A 15,489-nucleotide genomic window follows, 5' to 3' on the forward strand; every position below is an offset into this window, starting at 1 on the left:
AGACAGCCCCTATCCCGCCGGTCAGCCGTGACAAGGCATCATCACGAGTTGTTAACTTAGGCAGCATATACTTCAGCTGGGCCATTTCAATTTGTAGCTTTCCTTCACGTGATCGTGCACGGCTGGCGAAGATATCGAGAATAAGCTGGGTACGATCAATGACCCGCAGATCTGTATGGTCGGTAACTGAACGGATTTGCGAGGGACTGAGTTCCTGGTCAAAGAGCAGCAGGTTGACGCCCAGACGGAGACTGGTCAACATGATCTCCATCAGCTTGCCCCGACCAAGGATGAACCTGGGATGCATCTGTTTTCTTCGCTGAATGACCTGGCCCAGCACTTCCACACCCGCAGATCTAGCAAGCTCGACCAATTCCGCCATTGAATCTTCAGCGTATGTCAGCGATCCGGTGGTGACACTCACCAGCAAAGCCCGATCCCGTCCTTTGTCCACCTCTTTGATCGGTCGGGCACGAACGAACTCACTTTCCAGCGATTCAATTAACTCGATACAGGAAATGCGTTGATTGGCCGGATGTACCGGCTCCAGCTCCTGCCAATCCCTCCCATCAACTTGCCGGGGCAGCAGATGCGCCCCATACAGCAGAGCGGGTAGCGAATCATCATCCAAAGTGAGTACCGCCATCATGTCGAGCCTGAGGCAGGCCATATCCATGATGTCTTCCTCATTGACGCCCCCTTTACGAAAAGAGGTATGGACGCAACGCAATCCACGCAAGCGTCCACCACCTGTTCCGACTTCCGGTAAAGCAGGAATAACGATCCGGTCATGATCACCCACCACCACTTTGGCTATTGCGCCGGAACGATGGATAAGCAACCCGACCTGGCGATTCATTTCCGCGGACAAAGCGGCAAGGCTTCGGGCAGTCTCTCTGCCGATGATCTCATCAGGTGTGATTTTTTTTTGGGCAAGCCGCTCAAGAGCACGTAACTGCTTACTCTTCAAACCGCTTTTATTACCAACTACGGCGCCTATGGTCTTTCTCCTCTACTTTTCAAAAAATAACGTAACTATTGAGCAAATAAAACACGGTCTCGCCTTAGATTCCAACGGTAGTTGCCGAGTTATGTTTTCCTGCCTGACTGATCTTCTGCCGAGGTAAGCGCAGATTCCCTGGATGCTGCTGAACACATATAAATGTCGGTTCAATCAGCAGGGAGCATTACCCGGAGTACGTGGAAAAGGTATCACGTCCCTAATATTTTGCATCCCGGTGATCAACTGCACCAGTCGCTCAAAGCCTAACCCAAAGCCTGAATGGGGAACAGTTCCATATCTTCGCAGATCGAGATACCAACCATACTCCTCCAGATCAAGTCCTGCCTCTTCCATCCTGGCCTTTAAGAGATCGTATCGTTCTTCACGTTGACTGCCTCCTACCAGTTCACCGATACCAGGCACCAGAATATCCATCGCAGCAACGGTCTCTTCTCCGTCATCAAGGCGCATATAAAAAGGTTTAATTGTTTTGGGATAGTTGGTCACAATCACCGGTACGCCAGCCACCTCTTCACAGAGATAACGTTCATGTTCGGCCTGCAGATCTATCCCCCACTTAACCGGAAACTCGAACTGCTTGTCCGCCTTTTCAAGTTCCTTGACGGCATCAGTATAAGATAGGTGCACAAAAGGCTTGTTTTTGATGGTTTCCAGTCTGTTGAGCAGTCCCTTGGAAATAAATTTATTAAACAAGTCCAGATCTGGAGCACATTCCTCCAGCACTCTGCCAACCAAATCCTTGATCATGGCTTCTGCCAGCTGCATATTGCACTGTAGATCGCAAAAGGCCATTTCCGGTTCCAGCATCCAAAACTCAGCAAGATGTCTGCTGGTGTTGGAATTTTCTGCACGAAAGGTTGGACCAAACGTATACACACGGCTATGGGAAAGAGCAAAAATCTCTGCCTGCAACTGACCACTTACGGTGAGTCCAGCACGTTTATGAAAAAAATCATCAGCAAACGCCCCATCTTTCTTCAGTTGATCTGGCTCAAGAGCGGTCACAGTGAACATTTCACCAGCGCCTTCGCAGTCAGAGGTAGTAATAACCGGTGTCTGCACTTGAAAAAATCCATTTTCTTGAAAAAACTGATGAATCCCGAAATTTAACGTACTTCGTACCCTGGTGACAGCTCCCAGGGCATTGGTGCGACTACGCAGGTGGGAAATAGTCCGCAAAAATTCAAGGCTATGTCGTTTTTTCTGCAAAGGATAGGAATCTGCGTCGGCCAAGCCGATTACCTGGAGCTGATCTGCCTTCAACTCAACCGCTTGTCCTTTGGCAGGCGATGCGACGAGTTCTCCGACAACTTTGACAGCACAACCAGTGGTCAAACTTTTTACATCTTCGTCATAGTTGGCAAGACTTTCCTCTGCAACGACCTGCAGATTAGCCAGACAGGAACCATCACTTATTTCAACAAAGGAAAGGCTACCCGAGTCACGCCTTGTTCTGACCCAGCCCTGGACGGCAACATGACTGCCAACAACCGGGTTATTCAGCAGCTCCTTTATTGTACGCATTTCGGAAAATTTTGTTTTCATTTTCAATTCTTTTAAATTTATCGCAAATAATCACGAGGTTGATAACTCTTTAATTTATTATACCTGCAACCTGTAACTGCTTACAGGTGCCTCATGTCTGGACAGGCGCTATTTTTCGCTGATAAGCATTGCTATTACAAATGCAACACCGAAGCCTCAAGCATGCCGGTTCGAACCGGAATGAGCCAGTATTTTTCATGCTGTGCATCAACAGACTTTTTCAAAGTGCGGCTAATACGGTGAGAATCCTCGACTAAGTTATAAAACACACTATCTACTCCTATGAATCCGTCAAGCAGGTGCGTGAGCGTGTGGAGTAGTTTTGTTAGATACCCTTCCTCCATATGCACCAAGTCTTCAATTGTCTCTATCCCCTCATCCTTGAGACTCTCAACCAAAGACAAGGCAAAATCCATGTTTTTAGCAATACCCTTTTCCAGCATTGGCCAAAAGCGGCCTTCTTTGCTGCCAATAATTTCATCCGGCCGGATAACAAGATCGGAATAAGTAATCAATTGATTACCCGTTAGATAGTGTGCAACCCGTTCAGCACCCTCTTGAGCACTTTCAGCTTCCACTAAAAAAAGATGAGAAATTTTGTATTGTTGTTGTTCAGCATTCATATCGGGTATCAAAAATCACACTGTTCTTGTAAATTGTGGATCGGTACAAACAGGTATTACGAAATTCAAACAATTGATATCCTGAACACCGGTATATCCCATATCCAGATTAACATACCACCCCTCATGGTTGCCATGCCGATCACAACTCCAGAGCCACCTTGCATTAGCAGGGCTAAAAGGAAAAGGATCAAGATGATTTTGTCCATCAAGCAGGCTCAGCAATTCATTAACCGTTGGTAACCGCCATGTTAGCTCTTTGCCGTAATCAGGAGGAGAGAGCTGCTTGACGTACTCGGCAGCTTGCACCTGAGAAAGTGGATACAAGGTCCCGTTCCTCATCCAGACAAGACCTGTTCCCTCATCTACGATCCTGTCCTTCTCCACCCTGAGGCAGGATGCAACCGGGGCAACTGGACGATGTTGACTGTTCACGGAAAACGCTTCTTCCGCACGCGAGCTGCATACGTTCACTGGCGTATGCCGAAGCTTTCCTCGTTGTTCTGCCTCTTTTACAAGACAGGAAGAACCTTGGTTTTCCTCACCTGAAGAACTCACCCGAAGCTGTTCCATGGCTGCCAACATATCTGCTGCAGTTTGAAAACGAGATGCTGGGTCCCAACTTAAAGCCTTGGAAAAAAAATCATCCCAGTCATGATTATATCGTTTATTGACCTGGGAAAGGGAAAAACTCTGCATACCTGGCAGTTTACCCGTAAGCATACGATATAGCAGCACAGCTGCCGAATACAAATCCGCCCTGCCATCCACACCGAGTGGCTTTTTTCGCTGTTCCGGCGGTGTATAGTAAGGCGAGCCGACCTGCATGGTATCCGGGCCGCAAAAGGCAACGCCTTCAACCAGAGCCATGCCAAAATCACACAGCTTGATGGTGTCCTCATCGGTTACCAGGATATTTTGCGGTTTGATATCACGATGAATAATTTTATTATGATGGAGAAAGGCTAGCGCCTCGAGTAGTTGCCGCCCGTAATAGAGCACCTTGTTCGCCTCAATAATGCGGGAATCTTCTTCGACCTGAAATTTCTCGTCTATCATGTCCCCCAGGTTTTTGCAAATATACTCCATAACAAAAAATGGCCGTCCTTGATCATCTTCTGCATAATCATGGGCCGTCACCAAAAACGGTTGATGGAAAGACGCCATGGTTTTCGCTTCGGCCAGAAAAATTTCACGAAGCTTCTCAGGACCGAGAACGACCTCCATAACTTCCGAAGGATCCAGTAGCTTAATTGCCACCACCTTCTCAATTTCCGGAACCAATCCTTTGTAAACAGCTCCCATCCCGCCTTTTCCAAGACGGCGGATAACTTGATAACGGCCAATCTGTTTCATATCTTTATCGTTTCAACCTTATGGCATTAGATACAGGAAAATGGCGCTTTTTTAAAAGGTGAATCGTTGTGTCGACATCGTAATCAACCGCTCGAATCTCTATATTTGACGCGCCAACATCCCACACGCAGTATTTTGCCTTTGCATTAAGCTGGTCACGCGGCTGGCCGACGCTTCCGGGTAACACGAGATGGCGGGAATCACTGGACAAAGAAATCACACCCGTCTTGAGCGTACGACATGTAACCAAGTTGCCTCTCAATGTAAACCAGGAAAGAGTATGTGTATGGCCCGCAAAGCAGTAGACTTCAGGATAGGTGGAAAAAATACGCTTTAGCCGATTAGCAGTTGGAGAAAAAAGATAAGCTGTCATTGATTGCGGAGGACAACCATGAACAAAACGGGCTCCATGGCGAAGGGACACGGCAGGCAGGTTGCCTAACCAGCAAAGAGATTGCTCGGACAAGAGGCTTTTTGTTATCTCTAGAGATTCTTTTGCCACAGGATTGAAGCGATTAAAATAACCGACGGAAATAAGCCCGAGTTCATGGTTTCCCATGACCGAGGAAACATGACGCTGCAAAAGGCACTGCACCACCTCTTCCGGCTCCGGCCCATACCCGATATTGTCGCCCAGGGAAATAATTTCATCTACCCCAATCTCGTCAATATCGGCAAAAACAGCCTCCAGTGCTCTGTAATTCCCATGAACATCAGCTATGACAGCAATACGCATAGTATAAAATTTTATACAACAGCCGAAGGAGCGACGATAACCGGCGAGCCGACCTGCAAGAGAGCACTCGAATACAGTCCTTGCAGATGGTGGAGGACTGTTGAGCATTTTACAGTAAAAAGAAACACTATCGGTGCATTACTTTCAGATAAGCACTCGAAATTTCCCATCCCTTTACTCAGGATACAGTCTGCGCCTGCAAAAAGATCGCGAAACTCAGCAGTGCATTGTTCCAAAGAGGTGCCGGGCAAATCACTCCCGTTGGCAACAACCCTGCAGAACTTATCCAGACCGCAATACAGGGCATCCTCTAATGTGGCATCATTAATGATCGGCATTCCCCGTACCGCAACCACGACCTCAAGCCCCATCGCTAGAAGCTGCTGAACCAGGAGTTTATCAAAAACAATTTCCCCGCAATTATCGGAGAGCAACAGAACCTTTCGACTCGTGGCCAGTTTTTCCCGCAACCACGAATAATGATCGATTGCAAATTGTTGTTGCTGGCACTGTGCCAGTGTATCTTGAATATCAAGTTGCCTTTGAGCCCCATTATCAAGCACATTGGCTCCAATTGCAAAACGCAAAGCTGTTAATAAAGGATCAGGTGCCTGTTGAATAGTGTCATTAATACGATTTTCCAAAGAAAGGGCAAAATCATTGCTTTGTTTTTTTATCTCGGCAAAGGGATCAGCAACCTTGGTAGACTCGGCTATGAGCCGATAATAATGCGCAGCATTTTCAGGCGGCGTACTGTTTTCAGGAAAGGTGCCCAGCATTGCTCCCACCTCTACCAGCAGTTGCCGCTGCATTTGAGCATCCTCTGTACAGAGTTTGGTCACATTTAAAGCCTGTTGCATAAAGCAGGCTAAACAATCAGTTCCGGTACGCATCACGGTCTCTTGATAGAAGGAAGAAGAAGGTAGTCCCGGCGCACATTACCAAGGGCTGCAAATATATGTTCTTTGGAATCGGGAATTTGTTTATAAATAAACTGGACAAGTTCGTGTACCTCCTGCCTCCTTGTATGCCCCGCCATCGGACACTCCGTTTCAATCGCGACAAGCCCGAGTTTCTCCCCTAACAGAGACACTTCAGCTTTGTCACAGTATGCCAGCGGTCGAATGACTGACAGATTTCCGGAAAAAAGCTCTTGTTTGGGACGCATGGTACTAATATTGCCGGCACAGGTAAGATTTAAAAAAAAGGTGTCTATAATATCATCCCGGTGATGACCAAGTGCCAATTTGCCGAAATTGTGTTCCCGGGCATAGGCAAACAGCTGTGTCCTTCTGGAACGTGCACATTGAAAACAAACGTCTTTTTTTGATAATTGAGCGTGCTCTTGATGCTCAATGTCAGGTTTCCAGGCAGCAGGAAGCACAACCAGGGGAAGTCCCAGGCTCTCCATCACACGACTGACCGCCCTCGCAACACGACCAGGAATGTTCCCCTCACCTTCCATATCAACATGAATAGCTTGTAACCGGTAACTGATGGGTGCTTTTTTTTCCCAAGACAAGAGCAACCAGGAAAGGATTAAAGAATCGATACCACCTGATACAGCAACAAGAATACGGTCACCGTCGGCAAGCATCTCATAATCATGCATTGCACGACCAACTTTGCGGTTCATCCCACGGGGCAGCGTTCCTTTCATTTTCGACAAAAAATCACTTATCAAGGCTCCAGCAGATATCCGCACTGGGAAAACTTTTCATCAATTCCCTCTTGCAACAACTGCTCAGACGTAATCCAGGTGAAGCCTCTACTCCTTGCACTTTTCCAGTTGTAGAGATTTTCCATCAAGGATTGTTGAACCTCATCAAAACTTCCCTGGCAAAGAATTTTCCCTTCTCCGACTTCATAGAGTCGATACTGGAAGGCAACAGAAGCAGGGTCTTTGGCTGTATATTCTCCACCAACCCGGTCGGAGAAACGACTTATGCTTATTTCAAGCATAGCATTACAGCTCATCTGTTCTGCAATCTTCTGCAGAGAACCAAGTCTGCTTCCCTCTCCATCAACGTCAAGCCCATAAACCTGTGCCGGGTTTACAAAACGGAATTCACGGCGACCGGCAAACTTTTTTTTCAGAAGAGCATCCATGATGGTTGCCCCCTCTTTGAGTTGCTTAGCCTGGGCGAAGGACATGGCACTGGAAACATCAACAGCAGCCTGTACAGGCATAACGCCAACACAGGAGATAGCCAGTGCAGGATCCCTGGGAACCGGTTTCTGTTCAGGCTTTTTGGCACAGCCGGAAAAAACAAACACAGTGGTCACACATGCAATAGCCAACAGCTTTACGGATTGAATCACTTTATCCTCCCTGATGATAGATACATTTCTGTTTTATAGAGTCCCTTTAGATGAAAGCTGACCAGTTAACTGATCATGTACGGTAGTTGCCTCTGCCATCGCACGCCCAAGTGCTTTGAACACAGCTTCAAGAATATGATGGGTGTTTTCGCCATGAAGGAGGTCAACATGCAATGTTAAGCCTGCGTGCAGAGACAGGGCACGAAGAAATTCCTTGGCCAATGGGGTATCAAAGGTTCCGACCTTACGATCTTCAAGGGGTACATTATAATAGAGATAAGGACGGTTGGAAAAATCCACACAAACTCTGGCAAGGGTTTCATCCATCGGTACATAAGCATGTCCGTAGCGGCAGATACCGGACTTATCACCAAGCGCATCGGCAAAAGCCTGGCCAAGGCAGATGCCCACATCCTCTACCGTATGATGATCGTCTATGTCAAGATCACCTGCAGCACGTATATGGAGGTCAAAGAATCCATGCACGGCAAGTAAAGTAAGCATATGATCCATAAAACCGACCCCGGTCTGGACATCTATTTTTCCTGCGCCATCGAGTCCAAGACTAACCTGGATATCAGTTTCTTTTGTTGCACGAACGATTTCCGCCGTCCGCGAAGACTGTACCGCCATTTTTCACTCCTCATCAGGTGTCCACAAAGACAACATTCAAGCAGATAACCAACCACTTTTACAGAAAGGGTGCAAAAATAGAATATATTATCAGGTTGTTGTCATTTACTCATCAATGAGGGTATACTATTCTGCTTCTTGTATATTCGCAACAGTTCTTGGCCGGGGCTTGATGGTTTTCGACAGAGATCAATTGAAAAAAAAGGACGACCAATGCATTTTTCATTTGACACAAACCGCCAAAAAAGGTAATTTCCCCGCCGTCTACTGAATACAAATTGCTGAGCGGGAATAACTCAGTGGTAGAGTGTAACCTTGCCAAGGTTGAAGTCGCGAGTTCGAATCTCGTTTCCCGCTCCAATATTTTTTTTTAAGGTTCGGACCACGTTCGAACCTTTTTTTGTTAAATAACGAGGCGCCATTAATGAAAACATATTATACGCCGGTTAACGAGATTTCCCGTCAATGGAATGTTGTTGATGCTGACGGAAAAGTTCTAGGACGTATCGCCACCGAGATTGCCAGCCGTCTTCGCGGAAAGCACAAGCCCACCTTTTGCAATTTTCAGGATAACGGCGACTTTATCATTGTTGTCAACGCTGATAAAGTGCATTTGACCGGTGCAAAATGGGATGACAAACAATACTACCGTCATACCGGATATGTTGGTGGAATAAAGTCTCAAACAGCGAAAGAACTTCTGGCAAAAAAACCGGAAGAACTTATCCGTATAGCTGTTAAAGGCATGTTGCCAAAAAACAAGCTTGGCCGGGCACAGTTTAAGAAATTGAAGGTATATGCCGGCCCTGACCACCCTCATCAGGCACAGCAACCTGAAACCCTTGAGATCTGATTGGAGCAACATCATGTCGCAGGATAGCACATACGCCACCGGTAAAAGAAAAACAGCTATTGCACGCGTCTGGATTACCCCAGGTAGCGGCAATGTGGCTGTAAACAAAATGCCAATTAGTGACTATTTCGGGAACATTTATTACGAGCCAAAGGTAGCTAAACCTTTTGCAGTGACCGAAACCACTGACAAATTTGACATTCACGCCACTGTTAAAGGTGGTGGGAAATCAGCCCAGATAGATGCTTTAGTTCACGGTATTGCAAAAGCGCTTCAGGATCGCGATTCTGAAATGCGTATGCCGCTGAAAAAGGCAGGCTTACTCACTCGTGACCCCCGTGCCAAAGAACGTAAAAAGTATGGACAGCGCGGTGCACGTGCTCGCTTCCAGTTCTCTAAACGTTAACAGGTACTGGAACGGTTTACTGCCGTTTTTCAAAAAGTTGTACAGATGTTCCGGGAGTAACGAATTCTTCGTTACTCCCTTTTTTTATGGTTGCAACCTCGCCGTAGGTACATCACAAAAGGATTTTTGTCATGCTAAATGTTGGAATTGTTGGTGCGTCCGGTTATACAGGAGTTGAACTTGCACGAATCCTGTCAACCCACCCTGAAGTCAAGTTGACGGCAGCCACCTCAAGAAAATATGCTGGTCAAATGTTGTCGGAAGTATTTCCAAATCTCCGAAAACGGATAGATATTCGTTGCGAGAATCTCTCTATTGATCAACTCATAGATCGTGCCGATTTCTTTTTCACAGCTGTTCCCCATAAAACTGCCATGGACATAGTCCCGCAACTTCTTGATGCAGGTAAAAAAGTAGTCGACCTCAGTGCTGACTATCGCATCCATGATGCTGCAGTTTACGAACAATGGTACCAGGCTCATTCAAGCAAACACCTTTTGCCTGAAGCCGTCTATGGCTTACCAGAACTCTACCGGGATGCAATCAACGGATGTAAGCTTACAGCCAATCCTGGTTGTTACCCCACCTCGGTTATCCTGGCCCTGGCGCCATTGTTGCGCCACAAACTGATCACCACAGACAGTTTAATAGTTGATTCAAAATCAGGGACTTCCGGAGCAGGAAGGGCAGCCAGCGTCAGCAGCTTATTCTGCGAAGTAGCAGATGGGTTCCGCCCATACAAGGTCGGAGGCAGTCATCGTCACATACCTGAAATAGAGCAGGAACTGTCTTTACTTGCCGAAACTGAAGTTACCATTTCATTTACACCGCACCTGCTCCCTCTTTCCAGAGGAATTCTCAGTACGGTGTATGCGTCCTTAAACCACCAGGGAAAGTCTACAGACCTGCAAAGCCTGTATGAAAAAACATACAGCGAAGAACCTTTTGTCCGAATCATGCCCAGCGGGAATCCCCCTGCCACCCAACATGTCCGAGGCTCTAACTGCTGTGACATTGGAATCCAGATTGATGAACGAACAAACCGGGTTATTGTCATGTCTGCCATTGATAATATTGTCAAAGGTGCTTCCGGGCAAGCCATCCAGAATATGAACCTGATGAATGGTTTCCCTGAAACCTCCGGCCTCATGCATGCGCCCTTTTTCCCTTGATGCTTCGCACCATTCGTCTCCTTATCACCTTTGATGGGACCAGGTATCACGGATGGCAACGCCAACATAACGGTATCACCGTTCAGGGAGTACTTGAGGAGCAGCTAGGTCATCTGTGCAAAAAAAACATTACCCTGCATGGGGCTGGTCGTACCGATGCCGGCGTACATGCTATGGGCATGGTCGCTCATTTTCACCTTGGAGCATCCATACCATTAAAAGCCTTTACCGACGGACTCAACTCAATGTTGCCTCAAGACATTCGTATTCTTGAGGCACGCGAAGAAAAGCCTGAATTCCATAGTCGTTTCAGTGCGCTCGGAAAAACATACAGGTACGACTTTTATACCGGCCCACTGCAACAACCTACTACTCGGCTCTACGCAGCTCATTTTCCCGGTTTTTTTGATTCATCACGGCTAACAGAAGCCTTACAATTGATTACCGGGACCCATGATTTTTCAAGTTTTGAACGTGTTGGCAGCCGCAACAGAGAGTTACAAACCGGCCGCGGTGCGGTGCGTACCATATATAAAGCAACCTGCTCTGCGCATCCGCATCAAGCAGACCATTGGTCTATTCAGATCACCGGTGATGGATTTCTACGGCAAATGGTTCGGATACTTGCAGGCACTCTTATAGAAATCGGCATGGGAAAGCGTTCTCCAGCATCCGTACAAACGGCGCTGGTAGCAGGAGACCGAACAAAAGCCGGTATGACTGCACCAGCCCATGGTCTTTTTCTGGAAAAAATATATTATCAGCAACTTTTCCATTCTTGATTACAGGTCACATTACCCTTCTTCCATGTTCAAACAACAAACATCATTTATCCTGGCATCTGCATCTCCACGCAGACAAGAATACCTAGCCTCCCTCGGCATCTCCTTTGAAACCATTCCAGCCATTATCGATGAGACCCCCATGGCCGGAGAATCATCGGCAGCCTTTGCAATCCGGATGGCCCAGGAAAAATCACAAACCGTCGCCCAAAACAACAAAAATTCCTGCGTCATTGCCGCAGATACGGTTGTGACACTTGGTCAAAATATTTTTGGCAAACCAACCACAGTAGAAGAAGCACGAACCATCCTTAGAAAATTACAAGGAAGAGCTCACAAGGTTATTACCGGCGTAGCCGTACACCATGCAAGAAAGAATATTGATGAGTCATTTCCGGTTGAGACCGAAGTCGTTTTTGAACAATACAGCGATGCAGTGATAGACGCTTACATAGCCACAGGTGACCCCATGGACAAAGCCGGTGGATATGGAATTCAATCGTACGGAGGCTTTCTGGTTAAATCCATAACCGGCTCCTACAGCAATGTTGTCGGGCTCCCCATGTCCCACCTCATTACGACACTACTCAAACATAATCTGCTCACGGTGTAATAAAAAAAAAACCAGCCACCCCTTGCTATCTTGACTTCCAAAAGGAGTATGCTATCCTGTATTAATATCTAACAATATTAACATTGTACCTTCTCAATAGCCAATATGCCGACAATTCTGAATAAATACTATCCGGTACGCAAAATTATCTTTTTCCTTGGAGAAGGAGTCCTTATTTTCTCGACTTTCCTACTCGTCTACATAGGCTTTTCCGGTTGGCAGATTTTTCTCATTGAACTGGTTCAAGACATAATTCGTGCTGCAACCGTCACTGTTGTTTTTCAGCTTTCTCTTTACTTCTTCGATCTTTACGACCTCAGGAAACCCGGCTCCACCACTGATACGGCTATACGCATGATGCAGTCTTTTGGAGTTGGTTGTATTGTGCTCGGGCTTTTATATTATGTCTTCCCTTCATTGATCATTTCCTCTCAGATCTTTTGGTGCTGCTACGTCATTATCTGCGCATCGCTTCTGTTATGGCGATCCCTGTATTACCTAGTGATTGAAAAAAAACTATTTTCCCGCGAAATTGTGGTGATCGGCACTGGAGAAACAGCTGAAAAAATTTACAGAGAACTACAGGAAAATGATGATTCGGGCTTTTCACTGTTGGCTTTTATTGCCTCTTCTACATCATGTTTTCCTCCTACGTCAATACCCGTTTTACCCGACCTCAACACACTGGAGACACGAAACTTAAGTCACCGAGTTGAAAGAATCGTTGTGGCTCTTGACGATCGTCGAGGTACCATGCCGATTACAGACCTCCTTCATTTTAAGCTACAAAAAAATATTATTGAAGACGGCATATCTTTTTATGAAGGACTTACCGGAAAAATTCTCATTGAAAAAGTAAATCCCGCCTGGCTTATTTTTTCTCAGGGTTTTGATAGTGGTAAAGCGACTTTATTCACCAAACGGTGCATCGATCTTGTTCTTGCAATTACAGGATTGCTTATTTCCCTTCCCATATCAGCTCTTACCGCCTTACTGATAAAGCTCGAATCACCTGGTCCTGTTTTCTATATGCAGGAAAGGGTCTGCGAGCGCGGGAAGACATTTAAGGTGATAAAATTTCGGTCAATGCGTAATGATGCTGAGAAGACCGGAGCAGTGTGGGCCAGCCAAAATGACAGCAGGGTAACCAAGGTCGGTAATTTTATCAGAAAAGTGAGAATCGACGAAATTCCGCAAATGTTGAATGTATTAAAAGGCGAAATGAGTTTTGTCGGCCCTCGACCGGAACGTCCCGTTTTTGTCGACCAGCTCACAAAAGTTATTCCATACTATGCCCTTCGTCATTCGGCAAAACCTGGAATCACCGGGTGGGCACAGATCTGCTACCCCTATGGAGCGTCTGAAGAAGATGCTCTCCGGAAACTGGAATACGATCTCTACTACATTAAAAACCAATCTATTTTTATGGACCTGCTCATCATCTTCAGAACCATAAAAACCGTCCTTTTTCAAGTAGGGTCACGCTAGATCGGATTTCTCATGAACACTCCGTCATCTCTTACAAAATTTTATTTCAACACGATACAGTTGAAACAAAAAAAATGTAAAGTAAACAGAATATTCGCCAAAGATCAATCCATGCGGCACCATCCTCTTCAGTATTTTGGTAGTAGAAGGTAAGCATAGACTCAGATAGTAGGTTATCGGAGTCTATGCTTACCTTTTCACCGTCAAAAACGCTACCCCTGCCACCGCCTGAACTGATGAAAAATCAGGGCTGAGCAGGACAAGCTCTCCTTCACCATGGTTTCTACCATTTCTTGCGAATCCAACGCGATTGTTGTATCTTTACTGAATAAAATCATAAAATTGGGTTAATCGGCATTTACAGGTTGAATCGCTATGAATACCACGTCCTCTTCTCCTGCACACGAACTCAACGAGCATGCTGCCGAGTTTCCAATCAGGCTCTACACAGCATTACGTACGGTACGTCTTTATCCACCTACTAATCCACAGGTCATCCAAAATACTGCAGCTGCGCACCAGGCATACAAGACCTTGTTGGATTCCTCTGCCCAAAACGATGTCACCATAGCGCTTTCTGAACAAAAAATTATTGTCAACGGTCACCACCTTTCAAAAAAAGAACAGGCTCGTCCGCAGATCGTAGGTTTGACGACCTTTCTTCAGCAACTCAAGCTACACTCGCTCTCCTTTAAAAAAACCTTTACCCAGGAGGATTGTTCGCGTTTTATCAGTACCCTTGCCACCTTGTTTGGCAAAAAAGAGATTGATAAGTCGCTTTCTGATCTACTGGAAGCCGCTAATATCACTTCGGTTACTACCGATTCCAAACGCTACGTTGTCGTCCACGAAGGAGAACAAGTTGTAAGCCAGGATCAAATCGGTTTTGGTTCAGGTGTAGGCATTAGTGATGAGGAAATGGCCAGTTTTATACTTGGGCAAACAGGGGTGTCAACGCCGTTTGCAGACTCACTTCCAAAAGAATTGGAACCTATTATCACTATTTTCAGCGAAGCTCTTCAGGGTCACGAAAACCCTGCACAACTTACCTCTGCCTTTTTCAACGCACTCCATGAACAGCCAGAGGATAATTCACAACACCTTGATGATGTAGAAGCCTCTGCCAATACCATTGCCAACCTTGCCCCGGACAAACTTTCTAAACTGCTTGCCTTGCTGCCTCAAACAGAATCAAGCAACGAAGTGCTCAATGCAACCATTGATAACCTGCAGCCAAAACAACTGAACGATCTGGTCAACAATTTGATCATTGACCTCGCCAAGCAAACACCTGGATCTCCTTCTACTGGAGGGCAATCTCAACAACACGACATAATCAGAAGGCTGGTCAACACCAAAAGGGGCACCGAAATCAAAAAAACCATTGCCCTTAATGTGGATGCCAGACAGTTGCTCGACAACCCTTCCACTACCATTGCCGAACTGCCGCCCCATCTCCTTGACCGCCTCAGACAGCCGGACTGGTCCGCACCGGTTCTGGCAAATGCGGTCCAGCAGGCAGTGGACCATCAACCGGGTGCGGCATCGACCATTGATCCGGCTGCGGTCAACAGGATGCTCAGCCATTATGAGCAACTCCTCGATGAAAATACACAGCAACAGGTGGCAGCCAAGGCTGGGGCACAACTCGCAGCCATGGGAGGAACCGAGCTCGGCAATGTGCTGACCCAAAAGTTCAAAGGATTGTTCGGCGACAAACTCTACCATCAGGTGGTCAACCAGGTCTCCGATGATCTGCTCGATGAAACCATTGAGCACCTCACCCCAAAGCAGCTCAACCGGATGGTTGCCATGCTCACCTCGAGCATTCCACTGGCCATCGACAACAATGGTGATCCCGACCTCACGGCTGTGGATGATGACATGCTCAACAAGCTGGTCAACACCAAAAGGGGCAACGAAATCAAAAAAACGA

The 15,489-nt window shown here is 46.6% G+C and carries 16 protein-coding genes and 1 tRNA gene; 8 read left to right on the forward strand and 9 right to left on the reverse strand.

Annotated features, from left to right (window positions below; all coding sequences use genetic code 11):
* From JWH17_RS21840 to hisB, 9 genes are all read right to left on the reverse strand, one after another.
* On the reverse strand, nucleotides 1-970 hold a 970-nt coding region (locus tag JWH17_RS21840; protein ID WP_499776918.1), incomplete at its 3' end, for an HflX-like GTP-binding protein.
* A gap of 204 nt (nucleotides 971-1,174) precedes the next feature.
* Nucleotides 1,175-2,569 carry an asparagine--tRNA ligase gene (gene asnS / locus JWH17_RS21845; protein ID WP_205224826.1) on the reverse strand — a complete coding sequence of 465 codons (1,395 nt, stop codon included), beginning with the start codon at nucleotides 2,567-2,569 and terminating at the stop codon, nucleotides 1,175-1,177.
* Between the two features lie 134 nt (nucleotides 2,570-2,703).
* Nucleotides 2,704-3,192 carry a hypothetical protein gene (locus JWH17_RS21850; protein WP_205224827.1) on the reverse strand — a complete coding sequence of 163 codons (489 nt, stop codon included), beginning with the start codon at nucleotides 3,190-3,192 and terminating at the stop codon, nucleotides 2,704-2,706.
* Nucleotides 3,193-3,207: 15 nt separating this feature from the next.
* Nucleotides 3,208-4,548 (reverse strand): protein kinase domain-containing protein, encoded by a 1,341-nt coding sequence (locus JWH17_RS21855; protein ID WP_205224828.1) that lies wholly within the window; start codon nucleotides 4,546-4,548, stop codon nucleotides 3,208-3,210.
* Between the two features lie 4 nt (nucleotides 4,549-4,552).
* Nucleotides 4,553-5,284: a metallophosphoesterase family protein gene (locus tag JWH17_RS21860; protein ID WP_205224829.1), complete on the reverse strand. Its 732-nt coding sequence runs from the start codon at nucleotides 5,282-5,284 to the stop codon at nucleotides 4,553-4,555.
* Nucleotides 5,285-5,295: 11 nt separating this feature from the next.
* Nucleotides 5,296-6,177, reverse strand: a complete 882-nt coding sequence (locus JWH17_RS21865; protein ID WP_205224830.1) for a damage-control phosphatase ARMT1 family protein — start codon at nucleotides 6,175-6,177, stop codon at nucleotides 5,296-5,298.
* Nucleotides 6,177-6,944: a tRNA lysidine(34) synthetase gene (locus tag JWH17_RS21870; protein WP_205224831.1), complete on the reverse strand. Its 768-nt coding sequence runs from the start codon at nucleotides 6,942-6,944 to the stop codon at nucleotides 6,177-6,179. Before JWH17_RS21870 ends, JWH17_RS21865 begins: the two co-directional genes overlap by 1 nt.
* A gap of 20 nt (nucleotides 6,945-6,964) precedes the next feature.
* Nucleotides 6,965-7,606: a hypothetical protein gene (locus JWH17_RS21875; protein WP_205224832.1), complete on the reverse strand. Its 642-nt coding sequence runs from the start codon at nucleotides 7,604-7,606 to the stop codon at nucleotides 6,965-6,967.
* A 33-nt stretch (nucleotides 7,607-7,639) separates the two neighbouring features.
* Complete coding sequence (gene hisB, locus JWH17_RS21880; RefSeq protein WP_205224833.1) at nucleotides 7,640-8,239, reverse strand: imidazoleglycerol-phosphate dehydratase HisB; 600 nt, start codon at nucleotides 8,237-8,239, stop codon at nucleotides 7,640-7,642.
* Nucleotides 8,240-8,524: 285 nt separating this feature from the next.
* On the opposite strand from hisB, the gene JWH17_RS21885 reads away from it, so the two are divergent.
* The 8 genes from JWH17_RS21885 to JWH17_RS21920 form a co-directional block, all read left to right on the forward strand.
* A tRNA-Gly gene (locus JWH17_RS21885) sits at nucleotides 8,525-8,599 on the forward strand.
* Nucleotides 8,600-8,663: 64 nt separating this feature from the next.
* A complete protein-coding gene (rplM, locus tag JWH17_RS21890) occupies nucleotides 8,664-9,092 on the forward strand; it encodes a 50S ribosomal protein L13 (RefSeq protein ID WP_205224834.1) in 429 nt (142 codons plus the stop codon).
* Between the two features lie 13 nt (nucleotides 9,093-9,105).
* Nucleotides 9,106-9,498, forward strand: coding sequence for a 30S ribosomal protein S9 (rpsI, locus tag JWH17_RS21895; protein ID WP_205224835.1), 393 nt, complete (start codon nucleotides 9,106-9,108; stop codon nucleotides 9,496-9,498).
* Between the two features lie 131 nt (nucleotides 9,499-9,629).
* Nucleotides 9,630-10,670, forward strand: coding sequence for an N-acetyl-gamma-glutamyl-phosphate reductase (gene argC, locus JWH17_RS21900; protein WP_205224836.1), 1,041 nt, complete (start codon nucleotides 9,630-9,632; stop codon nucleotides 10,668-10,670).
* The gene (gene truA / locus JWH17_RS21905; RefSeq protein ID WP_205224837.1) at nucleotides 10,670-11,452 is read left to right on the forward strand and encodes a tRNA pseudouridine(38-40) synthase TruA; all 783 of its coding nucleotides are present in this window, start codon (nucleotides 10,670-10,672) and stop codon (nucleotides 11,450-11,452) included. The genes argC and truA overlap by 1 nt, the downstream gene beginning before the upstream one ends.
* Nucleotides 11,453-11,477: 25 nt before the next feature.
* On the forward strand, nucleotides 11,478-12,065 hold the full coding sequence (locus JWH17_RS21910) for a Maf family protein (protein WP_205224838.1): 588 nt from the start codon (nucleotides 11,478-11,480) through the stop codon (nucleotides 12,063-12,065).
* A 105-nt stretch (nucleotides 12,066-12,170) separates the two neighbouring features.
* Complete coding sequence (locus tag JWH17_RS21915) at nucleotides 12,171-13,553, forward strand: TIGR03013 family XrtA/PEP-CTERM system glycosyltransferase (protein WP_205224839.1); 1,383 nt, start codon at nucleotides 12,171-12,173, stop codon at nucleotides 13,551-13,553.
* Between the two features lie 375 nt (nucleotides 13,554-13,928).
* Nucleotides 13,929-15,489, forward strand: a 1,561-nt coding sequence (locus JWH17_RS21920) for a hypothetical protein (RefSeq protein WP_205224840.1), incomplete at its 3' end; no start/stop codon positions are given.

It is taken from the genome of Desulfogranum marinum, from assembly GCF_016918565.1.
Classification (GTDB): domain Bacteria; phylum Desulfobacterota; class Desulfobulbia; order Desulfobulbales; family Desulfobulbaceae; genus Desulfogranum; species Desulfogranum marinum.

What these genes read in the sequence shown, in the direction of transcription:
- asnS (WP_205224826.1), bottom strand. Translation starts at nt 2,569, where the DNA reads ATGAAAACAAAATTTTCCGAAATGCGTACAATAAAGGAGCTGCTGAAT.
- JWH17_RS21850 (WP_205224827.1), bottom strand. Translation starts at nt 3,192, where the DNA reads ATGAATGCTGAACAACAACAATACAAAATTTCTCATCTTTTTTTAGTG.
- JWH17_RS21855 (WP_205224828.1), bottom strand. Translation starts at nt 4,548, where the DNA reads ATGAAACAGATTGGCCGTTATCAAGTTATCCGCCGTCTTGGAAAAGGC.
- JWH17_RS21860 (WP_205224829.1), bottom strand. Translation starts at nt 5,284, where the DNA reads ATGCGTATTGCTGTCATAGCTGATGTTCATGGGAATTACAGAGCACTG.
- JWH17_RS21865 (WP_205224830.1), bottom strand. Translation starts at nt 6,177, where the DNA reads ATGCGTACCGGAACTGATTGTTTAGCCTGCTTTATGCAACAGGCTTTA.
- JWH17_RS21870 (WP_205224831.1), bottom strand. Translation starts at nt 6,944, where the DNA reads ATGAAAGGAACGCTGCCCCGTGGGATGAACCGCAAAGTTGGTCGTGCA.
- hisB (WP_205224833.1), bottom strand. Translation starts at nt 8,239, where the DNA reads ATGGCGGTACAGTCTTCGCGGACGGCGGAAATCGTTCGTGCAACAAAA.
- rplM (WP_205224834.1), top strand. Translation starts at nt 8,664, where the DNA reads ATGAAAACATATTATACGCCGGTTAACGAGATTTCCCGTCAATGGAAT.
- rpsI (WP_205224835.1), top strand. Translation starts at nt 9,106, where the DNA reads ATGTCGCAGGATAGCACATACGCCACCGGTAAAAGAAAAACAGCTATT.
- argC (WP_205224836.1), top strand. Translation starts at nt 9,630, where the DNA reads ATGCTAAATGTTGGAATTGTTGGTGCGTCCGGTTATACAGGAGTTGAA.
- truA (WP_205224837.1), top strand. Translation starts at nt 10,670, where the DNA reads ATGCTTCGCACCATTCGTCTCCTTATCACCTTTGATGGGACCAGGTAT.
- JWH17_RS21910 (WP_205224838.1), top strand. Translation starts at nt 11,478, where the DNA reads ATGTTCAAACAACAAACATCATTTATCCTGGCATCTGCATCTCCACGC.
- JWH17_RS21915 (WP_205224839.1), top strand. Translation starts at nt 12,171, where the DNA reads ATGCCGACAATTCTGAATAAATACTATCCGGTACGCAAAATTATCTTT.